General features: G+C 65.5%; 20 protein-coding genes and 1 pseudogene. All 21 read right to left on the bottom strand.

Going from position 1 to position 18,590, the window contains the following annotated elements:
* Positions 1-169: 169 nt before the first annotated feature.
* Complete coding sequence (locus EV216_RS14665) at positions 170-367, bottom strand: hypothetical protein (protein ID WP_132696281.1); 198 nt, start codon at positions 365-367, stop codon at positions 170-172.
* A gap of 35 nt (positions 368-402) precedes the next feature.
* Positions 403-681, bottom strand: a complete 279-nt coding sequence (locus tag EV216_RS14660; RefSeq protein WP_132696280.1) for a hypothetical protein — start codon at positions 679-681, stop codon at positions 403-405.
* Positions 682-760: 79 nt separating this feature from the next.
* A complete protein-coding gene (locus EV216_RS14655) occupies positions 761-2,428 on the bottom strand; it encodes a ribonuclease J (protein WP_132696279.1) in 1,668 nt (555 codons plus the stop codon).
* Positions 2,425-3,204 (bottom strand): type III pantothenate kinase, encoded by a 780-nt coding sequence (locus EV216_RS14650; protein ID WP_132696278.1) that lies wholly within the window; start codon positions 3,202-3,204, stop codon positions 2,425-2,427. The genes EV216_RS14655 and EV216_RS14650 overlap by 4 nt, the downstream gene beginning before the upstream one ends.
* 10 nt (positions 3,205-3,214) lie before the next feature.
* Complete coding sequence (locus EV216_RS14645) at positions 3,215-3,991, bottom strand: biotin--[acetyl-CoA-carboxylase] ligase (protein ID WP_132696277.1); 777 nt, start codon at positions 3,989-3,991, stop codon at positions 3,215-3,217.
* Entirely contained in the window at positions 3,981-5,423 is a 1,443-nt protein-coding gene (gene nuoN, locus EV216_RS14640; RefSeq protein WP_132696276.1) for an NADH-quinone oxidoreductase subunit NuoN, read from the bottom strand. Before nuoN ends, EV216_RS14645 begins: the two co-directional genes overlap by 11 nt.
* Positions 5,424-5,433: 10 nt before the next feature.
* Complete coding sequence (locus EV216_RS14635; protein WP_132696275.1) at positions 5,434-6,975, bottom strand: NADH-quinone oxidoreductase subunit M; 1,542 nt, start codon at positions 6,973-6,975, stop codon at positions 5,434-5,436.
* Entirely contained in the window at positions 6,975-8,999 is a 2,025-nt protein-coding gene (gene nuoL, locus EV216_RS14630) for an NADH-quinone oxidoreductase subunit L (RefSeq protein WP_132696274.1), read from the bottom strand. Before nuoL ends, EV216_RS14635 begins: the two co-directional genes overlap by 1 nt.
* A 4-nt stretch (positions 9,000-9,003) precedes the next feature.
* Complete coding sequence (nuoK, locus tag EV216_RS14625; RefSeq protein WP_132696273.1) at positions 9,004-9,309, bottom strand: NADH-quinone oxidoreductase subunit NuoK; 306 nt, start codon at positions 9,307-9,309, stop codon at positions 9,004-9,006.
* 46 nt (positions 9,310-9,355) lie between these two features.
* Positions 9,356-9,970, bottom strand: a complete 615-nt coding sequence (locus tag EV216_RS14620) for an NADH-quinone oxidoreductase subunit J (protein WP_132696272.1) — start codon at positions 9,968-9,970, stop codon at positions 9,356-9,358.
* Positions 9,967-10,383 (bottom strand): carboxymuconolactone decarboxylase family protein, encoded by a 417-nt coding sequence (locus EV216_RS14615; protein WP_132696271.1) that lies wholly within the window; start codon positions 10,381-10,383, stop codon positions 9,967-9,969. Before EV216_RS14615 ends, EV216_RS14620 begins: the two co-directional genes overlap by 4 nt.
* Entirely contained in the window at positions 10,380-10,874 is a 495-nt protein-coding gene (gene nuoI / locus EV216_RS14610) for an NADH-quinone oxidoreductase subunit NuoI (protein WP_132696270.1), read from the bottom strand. Before nuoI ends, EV216_RS14615 begins: the two co-directional genes overlap by 4 nt.
* A gap of 3 nt (positions 10,875-10,877) precedes the next feature.
* On the bottom strand, positions 10,878-11,075 hold the full coding sequence (locus EV216_RS14605; RefSeq protein ID WP_132696269.1) for a hypothetical protein: 198 nt from the start codon (positions 11,073-11,075) through the stop codon (positions 10,878-10,880).
* Between the two features lies 1 nt (position 11,076).
* Positions 11,077-12,114: an NADH-quinone oxidoreductase subunit NuoH gene (nuoH, locus tag EV216_RS14600; protein WP_132696268.1), complete on the bottom strand. Its 1,038-nt coding sequence runs from the start codon at positions 12,112-12,114 to the stop codon at positions 11,077-11,079.
* A 16-nt stretch (positions 12,115-12,130) separates the two neighbouring features.
* Complete coding sequence (locus EV216_RS14595; protein WP_243642092.1) at positions 12,131-12,577, bottom strand: hypothetical protein; 447 nt, start codon at positions 12,575-12,577, stop codon at positions 12,131-12,133.
* Between the two features lie 3 nt (positions 12,578-12,580).
* On the bottom strand, positions 12,581-14,593 hold the full coding sequence (gene nuoG / locus EV216_RS14590; RefSeq protein WP_132696267.1) for an NADH-quinone oxidoreductase subunit NuoG: 2,013 nt from the start codon (positions 14,591-14,593) through the stop codon (positions 12,581-12,583).
* 101 nt (positions 14,594-14,694) lie between these two features.
* Positions 14,695-15,105, bottom strand: a complete 411-nt coding sequence (locus tag EV216_RS14585; RefSeq protein WP_132696266.1) for a DUF5333 domain-containing protein — start codon at positions 15,103-15,105, stop codon at positions 14,695-14,697.
* 128 nt (positions 15,106-15,233) lie between these two features.
* Positions 15,234-16,529: an NADH-quinone oxidoreductase subunit NuoF gene (nuoF, locus tag EV216_RS14580; RefSeq protein ID WP_132696265.1), complete on the bottom strand. Its 1,296-nt coding sequence runs from the start codon at positions 16,527-16,529 to the stop codon at positions 15,234-15,236.
* A 254-nt stretch (positions 16,530-16,783) separates the two neighbouring features.
* Positions 16,784-17,458 carry an NADH:ubiquinone oxidoreductase gene (locus EV216_RS18695; protein ID WP_243642091.1) on the bottom strand — a complete coding sequence of 225 codons (675 nt, stop codon included), beginning with the start codon at positions 17,456-17,458 and terminating at the stop codon, positions 16,784-16,786.
* A gap of 115 nt (positions 17,459-17,573) precedes the next feature.
* Positions 17,574-18,287, bottom strand: a pseudogene (gene nuoE, locus EV216_RS14565) (NADH-quinone oxidoreductase subunit NuoE); the annotation flags it as partial.
* Positions 18,287-18,571 (bottom strand): hypothetical protein, encoded by a 285-nt coding sequence (locus tag EV216_RS14560; protein WP_132696262.1) that lies wholly within the window; start codon positions 18,569-18,571, stop codon positions 18,287-18,289. The gene EV216_RS14560 and the pseudogene nuoE, both read right to left, overlap by 1 nt.
* Between the last annotated feature and the right edge of the window lie 19 nt (positions 18,572-18,590).

The following is an 18,590-nucleotide window of genomic DNA, read 5'->3' as shown; positions in this document are numbered from 1 at the left end:
CGCGGAAATCGACATGACTGCCTGCAAGCGCGATCCATGCTGACCGTTCGGCGGTCCGCTCGAACCCATGGCGCGGCCCGCCGAACTGTCGAGGACCAGCCGCACCGCACGCTCGCGCATTTCGGGGGAAAACCTTGTTCGTCGTCTTGCTCATCATGCTCCATCCTACTCAGAAGTTGGAGCCTCCGGCAAACCCGGCGCGGTTCAATCGGACGATGAAGCCGAAGGCGAGGAGACCGAAAGCGCCCAGCACCAATGCCTGCTCTGGCCAAAACCCAGCCTCGGGCATGACAATGAAACTGCCCACACGCCCCTCACCGCCCGTCACCACCCACTGTCCGACCAGCAACAGCAGCGGATAGGCCAACGCCAGCAGCAGGGCGGTGTCGTAAAGCCGCCAGGTCAGCGCGGTGCGAACAGCGCTGGCAAGCCGTCCCGGTCGCTGGCCTCGTCGCAATACCGACGCCAGACCCACATCACGTTGCGCCGGGTCAGCGTGGTGTAGATTTGGGTATAGGTGTATTTCCGCAGGCTTGCCGCCAGCCAGGTCCGGCTGGGCCCATCCGTCAACCCGACAATGGCGCTTGGCCAGCAGAGGGCGAGCCACAGCAGCACCGCCCCCCAGACCACCCAATGCGGCGTGAACGCCACGAGCATCGCCACCGCGCTGCCGGTGACCACGCCCCAGATCCAAGGTTCGTCCCGATATGGCTCTGCTCGCTCACCACCCCCCGCCCGTCTTTTGCCCATCCGGACGGCTTCAGGACAGGCGGCTTATCACCACCGTCACCTCGGGGCGCTTGCCGATCTCGTTCTCGGTGGTGCGTCGCGCGAGAATCCTCAGATCCTTTTCCAGCAGGTCCTCGTCAGTCAACAACCGGTCATCGGCGCGGGCCAGGAACCGCTCCAGCGCCTGTTCCAGAACTCCGGACAGCGGCGCGCCGCCCGGCACGGTTTCGGGCAGGCCCGAAAGTTCCACCCAGGGCTCGCCCAGCGGCGTGTCGTCCTCGTCAAGGATCAGCGTCACCGTGACATGCCCGTTCAGCGCCATGCGGATACGGTCGCGCACGACCCCGTCCAGCGCCCCGATCTGCACCTTGCCGTCCAGATAGGTGCGGCCCGTCTCGACATGGCCCGCCACGACCGGCACCGCGCCGGTCAGGTCCAGCATCGTGCCATTCGGCGCAAGGGCCGCGGCAAGCCCGTTCTCGGCCGCCAGCTTGACATGCTCGCGCAGGTGGCGGTGCTCGCCATGCATCGGCACCACCATCTGCGGCGCCATCAGCTTGTGGATCGTGGACAGGTCGGGCCGGTTCGCATGGCCCGAGACATGGTAGAGATCGGCGCCGTCATCGACCACATCCACCCCCATCTCGGAGAAGGAATTGACGATGCGCAGCACGTCGCGCTCGTTGCCGGGGATGGTCTTGGACGAGAACAGGAACAGGTCGCCCTCTTTCAGTTCCAGCCCCAGATACTTGCCGCGCGACAATTGCGCCGAGGCCGCGCGCCGTTCGCCCTGGCTGCCGGTGACGACCAGCATCAGGTTCTCGCGCGGGATGCCGGCGGCCATTTCGGGCGGCACGGTCGGCGGGAAATCGGTCAGCACGCCCGACTCGACGCCCGCCTCGATCATCCGCCGCATTGCCCGCCCCATGAGACAGACCGACCGGCCCGCCTCGCGCCCCGCAATGGCCAGCGTGCGCACCCGGGCGATGTTCGAGGCGAAGGTGGTCGCCACCACCATGCGCGGCGCGCGTTCCACCAGCTGGCGGATGGCGGGGCCCAGCGTTGCCTCGGACCGGCCGGGATGGGGCGAGAAGACATTCGTGGAATCGCAGGCCAGAACCTTGACGCCGGGTTTCGCCACCTCCTCCCACAATGCGCGATCGAAAGGCTCGCCCACCAGCGGGGTCGGGTCGAGCTTGAAATCGCCGGTATGCACGATGCGGCCCGCGGGCGTGTCGATCACCATGGACGAGCTTTCCGGGATCGAATGCGAAACGGGCAGGAACGACACCGTGAACGGCCCCGCCTCAATGCGATGCGGCCAGGGCTCGACCACGGTGATCATGGCGGGATCCTGTCCGCGTTCCTCCATCTTGCGGCAGGCATGCAGCGCGGTGAAGGGGCGTGCATAGACCGGCGCGCGCAGACGCTGCCAGGCAAGGCCCAGCGCGCCGACGTGATCCTCGTGGGCATGGGTGATGAAGATCGCCTCCAGCCGGTCGCGGCGTTCCTCCAGCCAGGCGATGTCGGCATAGATCAGGTCGACCCCGGGCGAGCTGTCCATGTTGGGGAAGGTCACGCCGATATCGACGAGGATCAGCCGTTCCTTGCCGGGCACGCCATAGCCGTAGACATAGGCGTTCATCCCGATTTCCCCGGCACCGCCGAGGGCCAGATAGATCAATCTTTCGCTGCTCATTCTGCCCCGTTTTCCTTGTTGTAGGCATGGATCACGGTCAGGCCGTGCATGGTCAGGTCATCCTCGATGGTGTCAAATAGCACATCGGCCTGCGCGAACAACGACGCGAGCCCACCGGTGCCAATGATGCGCATGGGCCGGTCGTATTCGCCCCGGATCCGCGAGCAGATCTCGCGCACGAGACCGACATAGCCCCAGAACACGCCTGACTGCATGCAGGCAACCGTATTCGTGCCGATCACCGACTGGGGTTTCGTCACGTCGACATGCGGCAGCGCAGCGGCCGCCATGTGCAGCGCTTCCAGCGACAGGTTCACCCCGGGAGCGATCACGCCGCCGATATAGGCCCCGTCATGGGCCACCACGTCAAAGGTGGTGGCGGTACCGAAATCGACCACGATCAGGTCGCCGCCGTGCCGGTCAAAAGCTCCCGCGGTGTTCACCAGCCGGTCCGGGCCGACATTCGTGCCCTGGTCCACGCGCGGCGCATGTGGCAGCAGGCAATCGGGCTTGCCCACGACCAGAGGGCGCGCGTTGAAGAAGCGGTCGGCAAAGACGCGCAGGTTGAAGACGACGCGCGGCACGGTGGACGAGATGATGACATCGGTGATCTCGGGCCGGATTCCGTGATGCTGCATCAGCGTCGAGAACCAGACGAAATACTGATCCGCCGTGCGTGTATGCTCGGTCGCGGTCCTGAGCGTGCACAGGAATCGTTCGCCATTCCAGATCGAGAAGACGGTATTGGTATTGCCGCAGTCGATGCACAGAAGCATGCGTCGCCCTTCAGAAGAACACGTCGGCCGCGGCGATGCTGCGCCGCCCGCCCGCCGTCTCTAGGACAAGCTGGCCGTCCTCGTCCACCGTGACGAAAGTCCCGGTCAGCTCCTCGGTGCCGGTGCGCGCGGTGATGGTCTGGCCCAGCCGCGCGGCTCGGTCGAGCCAGGCGGCGCGCAGAGGGCCGAAGCCGTGGCGGCGAAAGAACCGGTCTTGGTGGGCGAAATGTTCGGCGAGGAAGGCCAGGAATTCCAGCGGATCGACCGGTTCGCCCGTCAGTTCGGCCAGCGTGACGGGGGCCAGCCCGCGCAGCTCGACCGCGACGGCGGCGGGCGCGGTGTTCAGGTTCACCCCGATCCCGATGGCCAGCCGCGCGACGCGCCCCCCCGCCCCGTCCGATTCCAGCAGGATGCCCGCCAGCTTGCCGCCCCGCAGCAGCACGTCATTGGGCCATTTCAGCGCGATCTGCGCGTGGTCGTCCACATAGGCCGTCAGCGTCGCGAACAGCGCGTAGGAGGCAACGAAGGAATAGAGGGCAGCCTGCGCGGGCGGGCAGCCGGGGTCGATGACCAGGGTGGCCGACAGGTTGCCCTCGGGCGCGGCCCAGGCCCGGCCGCGACGGCCCACCGCGGCATTCTGGCGGCGGGCGACGATCCAGGTTGGCCGCGGCAGCGGCGCGCGGCGGCGGGCCTCGGCCATGGTGCTGTCGACCTCGTCGAGCAGGATCAGGTCATGGCCCGACGGCCAGTGCCAGCCGCCCTGCCCGGCGCCGGGCTCAGTTGACAAGGGTCTGCGCCGCGCTCAGTGCCAGCCCCTCGATCCCGAACAGGTTGATGACGCCGGCCACCATCGCAAAGGCCGAAACCATCAGGAACCCCCAAAGGACGGGGGGCATCGCGCCATCCAGCCGGGGCTCGCCCTCTTCGCCGAAATACATGTAGAAGACGATGCGCAGGTAGTAGAACGCCCCCACGACCGAGGCGATCACCCCCGCCACCGCCAGCCACACGAGCCCGGCATCGACCGCCGCGCGAACGACATAGAACTTGCCGAAGAAGCCCACCAGCGGCGGCACGCCCGCCAGGCTGAACAGCAGGACCAGCATCGCCAGCGCCTTGGCCGGTTCGCGCGAGGCGAACATGTTCAGGCTGCGGATATCGGTCACGGGCTGGCCATCCTTCTGCATCGACAGGATGAAGGCGAAGGTGCCCACGCTCATGGTGATGTAGATCGCCATGTAGACCAGCATCGCCTGCACACCCAGTTGCGTGCCCGCCGCCAGCCCCATCAGCGCATAGCCCATATGCGCGATCGAGGAATAGGCCATCAGCCGCTTGATGTTGCGCTGCCCGATCGCGGCAACCGCACCCAGCACCATCGACAGAAGCGACAGGACCGCGATCACCTGCCCCCAATCGCCCGGCACGGAGCCGAACGCCTCGTGCAGCACGCGGGCGAACAGCGCCATGGCCGCCATCTTGGGCGCGGTCGCGAAGAAGGCGGTGACTGGCGTCGGCGCGCCCTCATAGACATCGGGCGTCCACATGTGGAACGGCACCGCCGAGACCTTGAAGGCAAGCCCGGTGATGAGGAACACGAGCCCGATCAGCAGGCCCAGCGGCATCTCACCCCCCTCGATGGTCGAGAGGATGCCCGCAAACAGCGTCGTGCCCGAATAGCCATAGATCAGCGAGGCGCCATACAGCAGCAGGCCCGAGGACAGCGCGCCGAGGACGAAATATTTCAGTCCCGCCTCGGTCGATTTCAGGCTGTCGCGCCGCATCGCCGCCACGACGTAAAGCGAGAGCGCTTGCAATTCGAGGCCCATGTAGAGCGTCATCAGGTCGGCGGCCGAGACCATCAGCATCATGCCGACCACAGCCAGCGTGATGAGGATGGGAAACTCGAACATCAGGGCGCGCGAGCGGCGCAGATGCTCGGTGCTCATCAGCAGCACCGCCCCGGCCGAAATCAGGATCACCACCTTGGCAAAGCGCGCGAAAGCGTCATCCACGATGGCGCCGCCAAAGGCGGTGCGGGTTCCGCCCGCGCTCATACCCAGCCAGACGGCAAGGCCGAAGAAGACCGCCGAGGTGGTCCAGATCAGAACCGGCGCGGCCTTGTCCTTGGCGGTGTAGACCGCCGCCAGAAGCGCGACCATGGCATAGACGGCCAGCGCAATCTCGGGCAGCACAACGGAAAGATCGTCAGAGATCATCGCGGTCCCCTCAGTTCTGCGCCAGCCGCGTGGCGGCCTCGGCCGCGTTTAGCGCGGTCTGGTAGTTGGACAACAGCGCCTCGACCGAGGGGCCGACGATATCGGTGACCAGCGCCGGGTAGACGCCCAGAAGCAGCGTCATCGCCACCAGCGGCGCAAAGATCGCCCGTTCGCGCAGGTTCATGTCGCGGATCGCCTTGAGGCTTTCCTTGATGAGCCCGCCGAACACCACCCGGCGATAAAGCCACAGCGCATAGCCCGCCGACAGGATCACGCCCGTACAGGCCACCGCAGCGACCCAGGTGTTCACCTGGAACACGCCCGCCAGCGTCAGGAACTCGCCCACGAAGCCCGATGTGCCGGGCAGCCCGACATTGGCCATGGTGAACAGCATGAAAACGAAGGCATAGGTCGGCATCCGGTTCACGAGCCCGCCATAGGCGTCGATCTCGCGCGTGTGCATCCGGTCATAGAGCACGCCAACGCACAGGAACAGCGCGCCCGAGATGAAGCCGTGGCTGATCATCTGGAAGATCGCCCCGTCCACGCCCTGCTGGTTCGCGGCAAAGATGCCCATGGTCACGAAGCCCATATGCGCGACCGAGGAATAGGCGATCAGCTTCTTCATGTCGGACTGCGCCAGCGCCACGAGCGAGGCATAGACCACCGCGATGGCGGAGAGCCAGAACACCAACGGCGCCCAGATGTCGGAGGCAACCGGAAACATCGGCAGGCTGAAGCGCAGGAAGCCGTAGCCCCCCATCTTCAGCAGGATCGCGGCCAGCACGACCGATCCCGCGGTGGGCGCCTGAACGTGGGCATCGGGCAGCCAGGTATGGACCGGCCACATCGGCATCTTGACCGCGAAGCTCGCGAAGAAGGCCAGCCACAGCAGGGTCTGCATGCCGCCCACGATCTCGCGTCCCGCAAAGGACAGGCTGCCCGCGCTGAATTCATGCCGCAGGAGTGTGGGAATGTCGGTGGTGCCCGCATCGACGAACATCGCCACCATCGCCACCAGCATCAGCACCGAGCCGAGGAAGGTGTAGAGGAAGAACTTGAAGGTGGCATAGATGCGTTCCTTGCCGCCCCAGATGCCGATGATCAGGAACATCGGGATCAGCCCGCCCTCGAAGAACAGGTAGAACAGCACCAGATCGAGCGCGGTGAAGACGCCGATCATCAGCGTTTCCAGCACGAGGAACGCGATCATGTATTCCTTGACGCGATGGGTCACGTCCCAGCAGGCCGCGATGGTCAGCGGCATGAGGAAGGTCGTCAGCATCACGAACAGCACCGAAATACCGTCCACGCCCATCTTGTAGCGCAGCCCCATCAGCCATTCCCGGTCCTCGACGAACTGGAAATCGGGGTTCGACGGATCAAAGCCGAACAGCACGAAGAGCGAGATCAGGAAGGTCGCGGTGGTCGCGATCAGCGCCAGCCACTTGGCGTTCCGCTGTGCCGCCGCATCCTCGCCGCGCAGGAACACGGCCAGGATCAGGGCGGCGATCAGCGGCGTGAAGATGATGATCGACAGAAGGTTTTCCATCACTCGGCCCCCCCGGTCAGCATCATCCAGGTGATGAGAAGGGCAATGCCGATCACCATCGCAAAGGCGTAGTGGTAGAGGTAACCCGATTGCAGCCGCCCCGCGACGCGGGTGAAGAACGGCACGATCCCCATCGAGACCCCGTTCACCGCGCCGTCGATCACGCTGCCATCGCCCCCTTTCCACAAGGCGCGGCCGATGCTTTTCGCCGGGCGCACGAAGATGGCGTCGAACAGCTCGTCGAAATACCACTTGTTGAGCAGGAACAGATAAAGCGGCCGGAAGCTTCGCGTCGTGCGTTCGGGCAGGCCGGGGGCGCCGATATAGAACATGTAGGCGATCCCGAGCCCCAGCAGCATCGCCAGGAAGGGCGCGGACTTGACCCATTTCGGGGCAGCCTTTGCCTGCGCCATCACGTCATTGTCCGGCGCCATGTAAAGCGCGCCCTGACCGGGCAGCGCATGCTCGGGCGTGCCATCGACGGCGGCGATCTCTGGGCTGGGAATGCCGTAGAAGCGGTTGACCTGCTCCTGGCTGCCGAAGAAGCCCGAGAACCAGACCATGCCCGCGACCACAGCGCCCATGCTCAGCACGCCCAGCGGGATCAGCATGGTCCTGGGGCTTTCATGAGCATGTTCGTGGGTGTGCTTGTCGCCCCGGGGCGTGCCCCAGAAGGTCAGGAACATCAGCCGCCAGGAATAGAAGCTGGTCATGGCCGCGGCGAACACCAGCGTCCAGAACGCCCAGGTCGCCCCGCCGCCCCAGGCGCTTTCGATGATTGCGTCCTTCGACAGGAAGCCGGCAAAGCCGATATGGGTCAGCGGGATCCCGACCCCGGTGATCGCCAGCGTGCCGATGAGCATGGCCCAGAAGGTATAGGGGATCTTGTCCTTCAGCCCGCCATAGCGGCGCATGTCCTGTTCGTGGTGCATCGCATGGATGACCGAGCCCGCGCCAAGGAACAGAAGCGCCTTGAAGAAGGCATGGGTGAACAGGTGGAACATCGCCGCCGAATAGACGCCCACGCCGACCGCAACGAACATGTAGCCCAGTTGCGAACAGGTCGAATAGGCGATCACCCGCTTGATGTCGTTCTGCACCAGCCCCACGGTCGCGGCAAAGAAGGCGGTCGCAGCCCCCACCACCACGATCATGGTCTGCGCATCGGGGGCGAATTCCAGGATGGGCGACATGCGCGACATCAGGAACACCCCCGCCGTCACCATGGTCGCGGCATGGATCAGGGCGGAAACGGGCGTCGGCCCCTCCATCGCGTCAGGCAGCCAGGTGTGCAGCAACAGTTGCGCGGATTTGCCCATCGCCCCGATGAACAGCAGCACGCCCACCACATTGGCCGCGTTCCAGGTGCCGTTGAGGAAGGTCAGATCGGTCTGCGCGATGGTCGGCGCGGCGGCAAAGATGTCGTCGAAATTGACCGAGTCGACCAGGAAGAACAGCGCGAAGATGCCCAGAAGGAAGCCGAAATCGCCCACCCGGTTGACCACGAACGCCTTGATCGCGGCGGCATTGGCCGAGGGCTTGCGGTAATAGAACCCGATCAGCAGGTACGAAGCGACGCCCACCCCTTCCCAGCCGAAGAAAAGCTGCACGATGTTGTCCGCCGTCACCAGTGCCAGCATGGTGAAGGTGAAGAAGGACAGATAGGCGAAGAAGCGCGGCTTGTAGACCTCGCCCTCGCGCCATTCGGGGTCGTGATCCATGTAGCCGAAGCTGTAGAGGTGCACGAAGGCCGAGACGGTCGTGACCACGACCAGCATGATCGCGGTCAGCCGGTCCACCCGGATCGCCCAGTCGGCGACCATGCTGCCGCTTTCGATCCAGCGGAAGATCTCGACCTGCCGCGTCTCGCCGTCAAAGCCCAGGAACACCACCCAGGAGAACAGCATCGCCAGAAACACAAGGCCCGTCGTGGTCCAGAGCGCGGCCTTCTCGCCAAGGAAACGCCAGCCGAACCCGCACAGGATGGCGCCGATCAGGGGGGCAAAGAGGATGATCTTTTCCATGCGCCTACCCCTTCATCACGTTGACATCGTCCACCGCGATGGAGCCGCGGTTGCGGTAGAAGCACACGAGGATCGCAAGGCCGATGGCGGCCTCGGCAGCGGCGACGGTCAGGACGAACATGGTAAACACCTGCCCCACCAGATCGCCCAGATAGGCCGAAAAGGCGACAAGGTTTATGTTGACCGACAGCAGCATCAGTTCGATCGACATCAGGATGACGATGACATTCTTTCGGTTCACGAAGATGCCGAATATGGCGATGACGAAAAGCGCCGCGGCCACCGTCAGGTAATGTTCCAGTCCGATCATTCCGTCCCTCCGGGCGTTGCTGCCCGCCTGTTCCTGCGATCCGGGGTCAAAGACCCTGCCCCGGTTTCACGTCCTTGAGTTCCATCGCCCGCGCCGGATCGCGATACATCTGCGCCAGCACGTCCTGCCGCTTGACATCGGTCCGGTGGCGCAGCGTCAGCACGATCGCCCCGATCATCGCCACCAGCAGGATCAGCCCCGCGGTCTGGAACAGGTGAATATACTGGTCGTAAAGCAGGTTCCCCAGCGCCTTGGTGTTATGCACCTCGGCCGGGTCGGGCGTGGGTGCGCCGCGCAATTGCGCCGCCCCGTCCGAGCTTTGCCAGACGCCGAACACCATCACGAGCTGCGCCAGGAAGACCGCCCCGATCAGCGCCGCGATTGGGAAATAGGCCGCCATCCGGGCCTTGAGCTCGGAGAAATCGACATCAAGCATCATCACCACGAACAGGAACAGCACCGCCACCGCGCCGACATAGACGATGACCAGCAGCATCGCCACGAACTCGGCCCCCAGGAGAACGAACAGCCCCGCCGAGGACAGGAAGGCCAGGATCAGCCACAGCACCGAATGGACCGGGTTGCGCGCCAGCACCACGAACAGCCCAGAGGCAACGGTGACCGAGGCAAAGCAGTAGAATGCGAAATCCGCGACGCTCATCCGCCGTCCTCCTCGTTCCTGTGGCGCTCGTCGAACACGGTTTGCGCCAGTTCCAGCGCGCGCGTCATCGCCGGGATGCCGCCCAGCATCGCCATCTGGTAGATCACTTCGGCGATCTCGCGCTCGGTGGCCCCCGCCTCCAGCGCGTGGCGCACGGTCAGCTTGAACTGGGTGTCGGCCTGCGCGCCCAGCACCGTCAGCCCCGCCAGCACCACCAGCAGCCGCGTCTTGGCATCCAGCCCCTCGCGGTTGAAGGTGTTGCCCCACATCATTTCGATGAAGTCCTTGGGCATGGTGGGGATCAGCTTGTCGAAGCCATGCACCTGAAAGCTTTCCAGCGCCGGGTTGAAGGCGCGGGCCATCTTGTGGCTTTGCTCGAGCATCTGTTCGAAGAGTTTGGCGTATCCGCTCATCGGTAGGGTGCATCCAGTTCGAGGTTGCGGGCGATCTCGGCTTCCCAGCGGTCGCCGTTCTCAAGCAGTTTCTGCTTGTCGTAGAACAGTTCCTCGCGGGTTTCGGTGGCGAACTCGAAATTCGGGCCTTCGACGATGGCATCCACCGGACAGGCCTCCTGGCAGAAGCCGCAATAGATGCATTTCGTCATGTCGATGTCATAGCGCGTGGTCCGGCGCGACCCGTCGGCACGCGGTTCCGCGTCGATGGTGATCGCCTGCGCCGGGCAGATCGCCTCGCACAGCTTGCAGGCGATGCAGCGTTCCTCGCCATTGGGATAGCGGCGCAGCGCATGTTCGCCGCGGAACCGGGGGGAAAGCGGCCCCTTTTCATGGGGGTAGTTCAGCGTCGCCTTGGGCGCGAGAAAGTATTTCATCCCCAGCCGGAAGCCTTCGAGGAAGTCCAGCAGCAGGAAGTATTTCCCGGCGCGTTTCCAGTCTATTGCGGTCATGGGTCAGCCTCCAATGTCATCCAACACATCGGACGCGATGTTGTTCAGCACTTTCGAGAGAAGATCCTGTTTTTCCTCGCTTTTCGCGGCGAAATAATCCGGATCATACTTCGCCAGAATCCAGTCAGCCAAAGCGTAAAGCTCATCAAAGCTCAGTTCTTTGATTGCCTCTGCTAGCGGTCGCAGATGTGCATTGCTCATGTCAGCCTCCCACCGCCCAGCGGGCATAGGCGCCGCCGAACAGTTCGAATTTCGCAAGGAACGCCACGATCACCACCCAGGCCAGCGACATCGGCAGGAACACCTTCCAGCCCAGCCGCATCAACTGGTCATAGCGGTAGCGCGGCACGATGGCCTTGACCATGGCAAAGAGGAAGAAGAACCCCGCCATCTTCAGCACCATCCAGATCGCCCCGTCCGGCAGCCCCGGAATGGGCGAGAGCCAGCCGCCGAAGAACAGCAGGCTCATCAGCGCGCACATCAGGAAGATGGCGATATACTCGCCCGCCATGAACAGCAGGAAGGGCGTCGAGGAATATTCGACCTGATAGCCCGCCACCAGTTCGGACTCGGCCTCGGGCAGGTCGAAGGGCGGGCGGTTCGTCTCGGCCAGCGCCGAGATGAAGAACAGGAACACCATGGGCAGATGCGGCAGCCAGTACCACGAGAAGATCCCGAAACTGCCATCCTGCGCCGCGACGATGGCGCCGAAATTCAGGCTGCCGGTGGACAGGATCACCCCGATGATGATGAGCCCGATCGACACCTCGTAGGAGATCATCTGCGCCGCCGAGCGCAGCGAGCCGAGGAACGGGTATTTCGAGTTCGAGGCCCAGCCCCCCATGATGACCCCGTAGACCTCGAGCGAGGAGATCGCGAGGACATAAAGGATCGCCACGTTGATATCGGCCAGCACCAGCCGGTCCGAGAACGGGATCACCGCCCAGGCCAGCATCGCCATGACAAAGGCGATCATCGGCGCCAGCAGGAACACGGGTCGGTCCGCACCCGCGGGCACGACGACCTCCTTGACCACATATTTCAGCGCATCGGCCACCGTCTGCAACAGCCCGAAGGCGCCGACCACGTTGGGCCCCCGGCGCAACTGCACCGCCGCCCAGATCTTGCGGTCGCCATAGACGAGAAACAGCAGCGAGATCATCACGAAGGCAATGACCATCAGCGACTGCGCCATGATCGTCAGCGCCAGTCCGAACCCGCTATCCAGAAAATTCGTCATCTCGTCCCTTCGTCCCTCAGACTGCCGGTATTCCCCGCCCCACGCAATCGGCCACGACCACCTCGGCGTCGATGGTCCTGACCCCGCGGGGCAGCGATGTCGACATCGTGTAAACGGCATCGGCCGTGACCACGCCGCCGCGTTCCGTCCCGAACTGCGTGCGCACATGGCGCAGAAAGCCCATGCCCTGCACCAGCGCGAAATTCGCCGCCGCGCACCGCGCATAGGCCTCGATCGTCGCGGTGCTTTCCGGATCGCGCATCCGCACGACCATGTTCACCAGATCCGCGCTGAGAAGCGCTGCCTCGGCTCCCAGATAGGCCGGCGCCCGCTCGCCCGGGCGGGCCGCCACGCCCAGATCGGGCTGGGGCGCGGGCGGCGGCACATCGGGCGCGCAGGCGCCTGCCCCGGCCATCAGCGCCAGCGCCACCACCGGCGCGATATGACGGCGAGCCCCCCGCACCGGCTACTCCGCTGCCAATGGCGGCGCGCGGCGCGCCTTGGCGTTTGCGGAAAGTTCGGCCATCAGCCGCGAGGCCCGCGCGATCGGATTGGTCAGGTAGAAATCCCTGACCGCCGGGACGAACGCGCCGCTGCCCAGGGGTGCTGCGGGCAGCGGTTCCCAGGTGTTCTTCGGCAGTTCGTCGATCAGTCCCAGATGCGGCATGCGCCCGACCATCCGCTTGCGCAGCGCCGCCAGCGTGTCATAGCGCAGCGCCGCGCCCAGCTCGCCCGACAGTGCGCGCAGGATCGCCCAGTTCTCGCGCGCATCGCCCGGCGGGAAACCGGCGCGCAGCGCCAGTTGTGCCCGGCCCTCGGTATTGACGAACAGCCCCGGCTCCTCCGTGTATGCAGCACCCGGCAGGATCACGTCGGCGCGGTGCGCGCCCCGGTCGCCATGGCTGCCCTGGTAGATCACGAAAGGCCCCGGCGCGATGTCGATCTCGTCCGCACCGAGGTTCAGCACCACATCGGCGTCCTCCACCAGTCCGGCAAGACCAAGCGCGCTCACGCAGCCCAGGTCCATCGCGCCGACCCGCGAGGCGGCCGTGTGCAGCACCAGCATCCCGCCGCCGGTCTTCTCGGCCAGAAGCATCGCCGCGGCCAGCACCGCCGCGCCATCGGCCTCGCGCAGCGCACCCTGCCCGACGATCACCAGCGCGTTGTCCTGCGGTCCGGCGCCCTCGACCAGACGCGCCAGCGCCGCGCGGTCCGCGCCCAGATCGGCAACATCATAGGTCAGGTCTGCAACCGGCCCGACCCGCTGCACACTTGCCCCATGCAGCCATGCCTTGCGGATCCGCGCGTTCAGCACCGGCGACTCGGCGCGCGGGTTGGTGCCGATCAGGTAGATGTTGCGGGCGTGGTCGATATCCTCGATCGCGGCATTGCCGACATAGGCCGAACGGTTGCCCGCCGGCAACCGCGCCCCGTCCACACGGCATTCCACATGCCCGCCCTGCCCCTCGACCAGCTCCTTCAGCGCAAGTGCGGCCTCGACCGGCACCAGATCGCCCACGAGCCCCGCAAGCTTCCGCGCGCCCCTGATCGCCGTGGCGGCTGCCGCCAGCGCCTCGGGCCAGGTGGCGGGGCGGAGCTTGCCGTTCTCGCGGATATAGGGCCTGTCCAGCCGCTGGCGGCGCAGCCCGTCCCAGACGAAGCGGGTCTTGTCCGAGATCCATTCCTCGTTCACGCCATCATGGTTGCGCGGCAGGATGCGCATCACCTCGCGGCCCTTGGTATCCACCCGGATGTTCGAGCCCAGCGCGTCCATCACGTCGATGGTCTCGGTCTTGGTCAGTTCCCACGGCCGGGCGGTGAAGGAATAGGGCTTCGAGGTCAGCGCGCCCACCGGGCACAGGTCGATGATGTTGCCCTGCAATTCGCTGTCCAGCGTCTGGCCCAGATAGGACGTGATCTCGGCATCCTCGCCGCGCCCGGTCTGGCCCATCTGGGTGATCCCCGCGACCTCGGTCGTGAAGCGCACGCAACGGGTGCAGGAAATGCAGCGCGTCATGCAGGTCGCCACCAGCGGGCCAAGGTCGAGGTCCTCGGTGGCGCGCTTGGGCTCGCGGTAACGGCTGAAATCCACCCCGTAAGCCATTGCCTGGTCTTGCAGATCGCATTCGCCGCCCTGGTCGCAGATCGGACAGTCCAGCGGGTGGTTGATGAGCAGGAACTCCATCACCCCTTCGCGCGCCTTCTTGACCATGGGACTCTTCGTGCGCACGACGGGCGGCTGACCCTCGGGGCCGGGGCGCAGGTCGCGCACCTGCATCGCGCAGGAGGCCGCGGGTTTCGGCGGGCCGCCGACGATTTCCACAAGGCACATCCGGCAGTTCCCGGCAATCGACAGCCGTTCGTGATAGCAGAAGCGCGGCACCTCGATGCCCGCCAGTTCGCAAGCCTGAAGCACGGTCATCGCGGGGTCGACCTCGATCTCGTGCTCGTCGATGATGATCTTGCGTAGCTCTGCCATGCCCTTGCCCTGTCGTATCCCTGCCGCGCACGCCTATCGGCGCGGGCCTCTCGTACCGATTCCTGCCGCCGCGCCGGCGCTGTGCTGCCCAGCCCCCACGCTCATCGCGCCCTCAACAGAACGCCGACCTGGCTGTTGCGCGCGATCTCAGCGAGGCCCACCGGGCAGTAGCTTGCCCCCTCGCCCGGCCGCACGCCGCGCGCCACCAGCCAGGCGCGGGCGGAGTCCTCGATACGCTTCTTCTCGGCCTTGTCCGAGACATAGGTCTCGATCTCGCGGTCGGAGTAACCCGCGGCGCTGGCCACGTTCTTCAACGAGCGCATGAAGCCATAGGCGCGGACCATCCTGGGCTCGATGCTGTCGCAATTCTTGCGGATCATGTCGGCGATGGCGATCACGGTCAGCCCGCGATTGACCTCGACATGCTCGCGCAGCGGCGGACGGGCCTCGGCGGCCTGGACGGTCGTGGCGGCCATGACCAGGGCAAGGGCGGCAGAGAGGATCAGGCGCATGGGCGGAATTCCTTTCGCGACGGCGCGGGGTGCCGACAACCGGCCCCCATCGCTGCCCGAAATGGGGCCGAAGGGCGCTGCTATGCAATAACAGCCCCACAAGGTCGCGCTTATGTGCGCCCCGCCCCTCACTCGGCCGCAACCGCGCTGGCCCGCCCGGTCTTGCGCGCCTTGATACGGTCCTCGATCTCGTCGCGGAAATGCCGGATCAGGCCCTGGATCGGCCAGGCCGCGGCATCGCCCAGCGCGCAGATCGTGTGGCCCTCGACCTGTTTCGAGACGTCGAACAGCATGTCGATCTCCTCGATCTCTGCCTCGCCGGTGACCAGCCGCTCCATCACCCGCATCATCCAGCCGGTGCCTTCGCGGCAGGGGGTGCACTGGCCGCAGCTTTCGTGCTTGTAGAATTTCGCCAGCCGCCAGATCGCCTTGATGACATCGGTGGACTGGTCCATCACGATCACCGCCGCGGTGCCGAAGGCCGAGTGCTGCTCGCGCAGCCAGTCGAAATCCAGGATCGCCTCGTCGCAGACACTGGCCGGAAGCAGCGGCACAGACGACCCGCCGGGGATCACCGCCTTGAGATTGTCCCAGCCGCCGCGCACCCCGCCGCAATGCCGGTCCAGCAGTTCGCGCAGCCCGATCGACATGCTTTCCTCGACCACGCAGGGGTGGTTCACATGGCCCGAGATCGCGAAGATCTTGGTGCCCGCATTGTTCGGTCGCCCGAAACCGGCAAACCAGTCGCCGCCGCGACGCAGGATGGTGGGCACGACGGCGATGGACTCGACGTTGTTCACCGTGGTCGGGCAGCCGTAAAGGCCCGATCCAGCCGGGAATGGCGGCTTCATCCGGGGCATGCCCTTCTTGCCCTCCAGGCTTTCCAGCAGCGCCGTTTCCTCGCCGCAGATATAGGCCCCGGCGCCATGATGCAGGTAAAGGTCGAAATCCCAGCCCGTTTTCGCGGCGTTCCGGCCCAGAAGCCCCGCATCATAGGCTTCGTCGATGGCGGCTTGCAGCGCCTCGCGCTCGCGGATGTATTCCCCGCGGATGTAGATATAGGACGCATGCGCCCCCATCGCGAAACTCGCGATCAGCGCCCCCTCGATCAGCGTGTGGGGGTCGTGGCGCATGATCTCGCGGTCCTTGCAGGTGCCCGGCTCGGATTCATCCGCGTTGATGACCAGGTAGTGCGGCCTCCCGTCGCTTTCCTTCGGCATGAAGGACCATTTAAGACCGGTGGGGAAACCAGCCCCGCCACGGCCGCGCAGACCGGATTTCTTCATCTCGTCGATGATCCAGTCCCGGCCCCTGGCGATGATCGCCGCCGTGCCGTCCCAATGACCCCGGGCGCGCGCGCCGGAGAGGGTGCGGTCATGCATCCCGTAAAGATTGGTGAAGATGCGGTCCTGATCGGTCAGCATGGCTCATCCCCGTTGGTCCCGGCCGTTCTGCCGGATCTTCCATGTCGCGCCCCACACAAGGCGGCAGGGCACAGCACCCGACACAGGCCGGGTGCGGCGGCCGACGGGCAGGTTACCCTGCCCTCGGCCCGGCTCCGCGGGGAAGGCGGGCGGCGGGGTCGGGGCCGGTCCATCTTGCTGGACCCGGCTCCTTGATCCGCCGCGCGTCGTCTGTCTTCGCCCCACCCGTCGCAGCTTGCTCAGTCGAGTTTCCCTCAGTCGGTCTTCTTGGAAAACTCGGTCTCGCCACCTGCGGCCAGGATCTTGGCCTGTGCGACCCATTCGTCGCGGCTCACGCGGCCCTTGAAACCCTCGAGGTTCTCGTCGACCCAGGCCACCTCTTCCGGCGTCCACTTGGCGATCTGGTCATAGTGATAGAAGCCCAGATCATTGCACAGCTTTTCAAGCTTGGCCCCGACGCCCTTGATGCGCGTCAGATCATCGGCACCACCCTTGCGCGGCGCCTTGAGCGAAGCGGGCCGTTTTCCGGTCTCGGCCACCGGTGCGGGGGCCGCGGCGGGCGCGACCGCAGGTGCGGCGGCGGGCTTCGGTGCCGGTTTCGGCGCCGCAGCCGCCTTGGGCGCCGATTTCGGCACGGTCGGCGCCACCTTTGCGGCGTCCGCACCCGGTTTCTTCGCCGACACGAGTACCTTGGCGGCATTCGCGTCGAGATAGGGCTTGCGGGCAGCCTCGCCCTCGCGCAGCGCCTTGGCGCTTGCGGCCATCTCTTCGTTGGTCCGGCAGAAATTCGCGATCAGGAAGAACCCTGCAACGATACCGGTGCCTGCGCCCGCGGCAAAGGCCACCAGGGCCCAGATGCCGATCCAGACGAGAAAGGCCATTACGGTCACGCCTATCACGGCGGCCAACAGCCACCAGAAGATGGCCATCTTGAACTTCGCTTCACTGCGAGAAATATTCATCTCTTGTCTCCGCTTCGACGGTTGTTCATCCGACGCCCTTTGTAGCGCGTCAGCCGCCTTCTGTCTTGACGTCTTCCGCCGCAGCCCCCGCACGACGCCAGGGCGTCAGAAGCGGCACCTCGGTCCCGTCGATCCGCTTGATCGTGTCGCCGATTGTCCGGGCCAGATCGACCGACGCGTTATGCTCCATCCGCCGTCCGCCCTGCCCGGTCAGGCTGGTCGGCCCGCCCAGGGGTTCCGAGGCGAAGCGGCCGTTCTGCGGCCCCGGCAGCGGCACCCGGCCCGCGACCAGTTCGTCGAGGATGAAGGCCAGCCCTTCGGCGGTCAGATCCTCGTAGTAATCCTTGCCGATCTGCACCATCGGCGCGTTCGAACATGCGCCCAGGCATTCGACCTCTTCCCAACTGAAGCGGCCGCAGGGCGACAGGTGATGGGGCCGGTCGGCGATCTTTTCGCGGCAGACCCCGATCAGGTCCTCAGCCCCGCAGATCAGGCAGGACGTCGTTCCGCAGACCTGGACATGGGCCACCGAGCCGACCGGGGAAAGCTGGAACATGAAGTAGAACGTCGCCACCTCGAGCGCCCGGATATGCGCCATGCCAAGCATGTCGGCGACATGTTCGATCGCAGGCCGGGTCAGCCAGCCCTCCTGCTCCTGGGCGCGCCACAGAAGCGGAATGATGGCGCTGGCTTGGCGACCCGGCGGATACTTTCCGATCTGGGCCTCGGCCCACGCCCGGTTCTCGGGCGTGAACGCGAAGCTGTCCGGTTGCTCGTGGTGCAGACGTCTCAGCATTACTTGGCACAGTCTCCCGAAATCAGGCGGATGCCGCCCTGGTCGTTCATGTTCTCGATTTCGCCAAGCTTGCGCAGTTCGACGACGATGGCCTCCAGTTTGGCCTCGCTGAAACCGGTGTCGCGTTCCACCTGACCGGCCTGCTGTTCGTTGTTGACCATGCAGTTCGTAGCAGTCATCGCCGCGCGGAACTTGTCGAGATCGGAGGCCGAAACCGAGGATTCGGCCATGGCCGTGGCTGGCGAAAGGACGGCGAGGATCGCCAAGGTCTTGAGGGTCTTCATGGATGTCACTCCTTGGGTT

The organism is Rhodovulum steppense, assembly GCF_004339675.1.
GTDB classification, from domain to species: Bacteria; Pseudomonadota; Alphaproteobacteria; order Rhodobacterales; family Rhodobacteraceae; genus Rhodovulum; species Rhodovulum steppense.
Note: the sequence above shows the minus strand (reverse complement) of the source record. Positions and strands in the feature narration are given on the sequence as shown.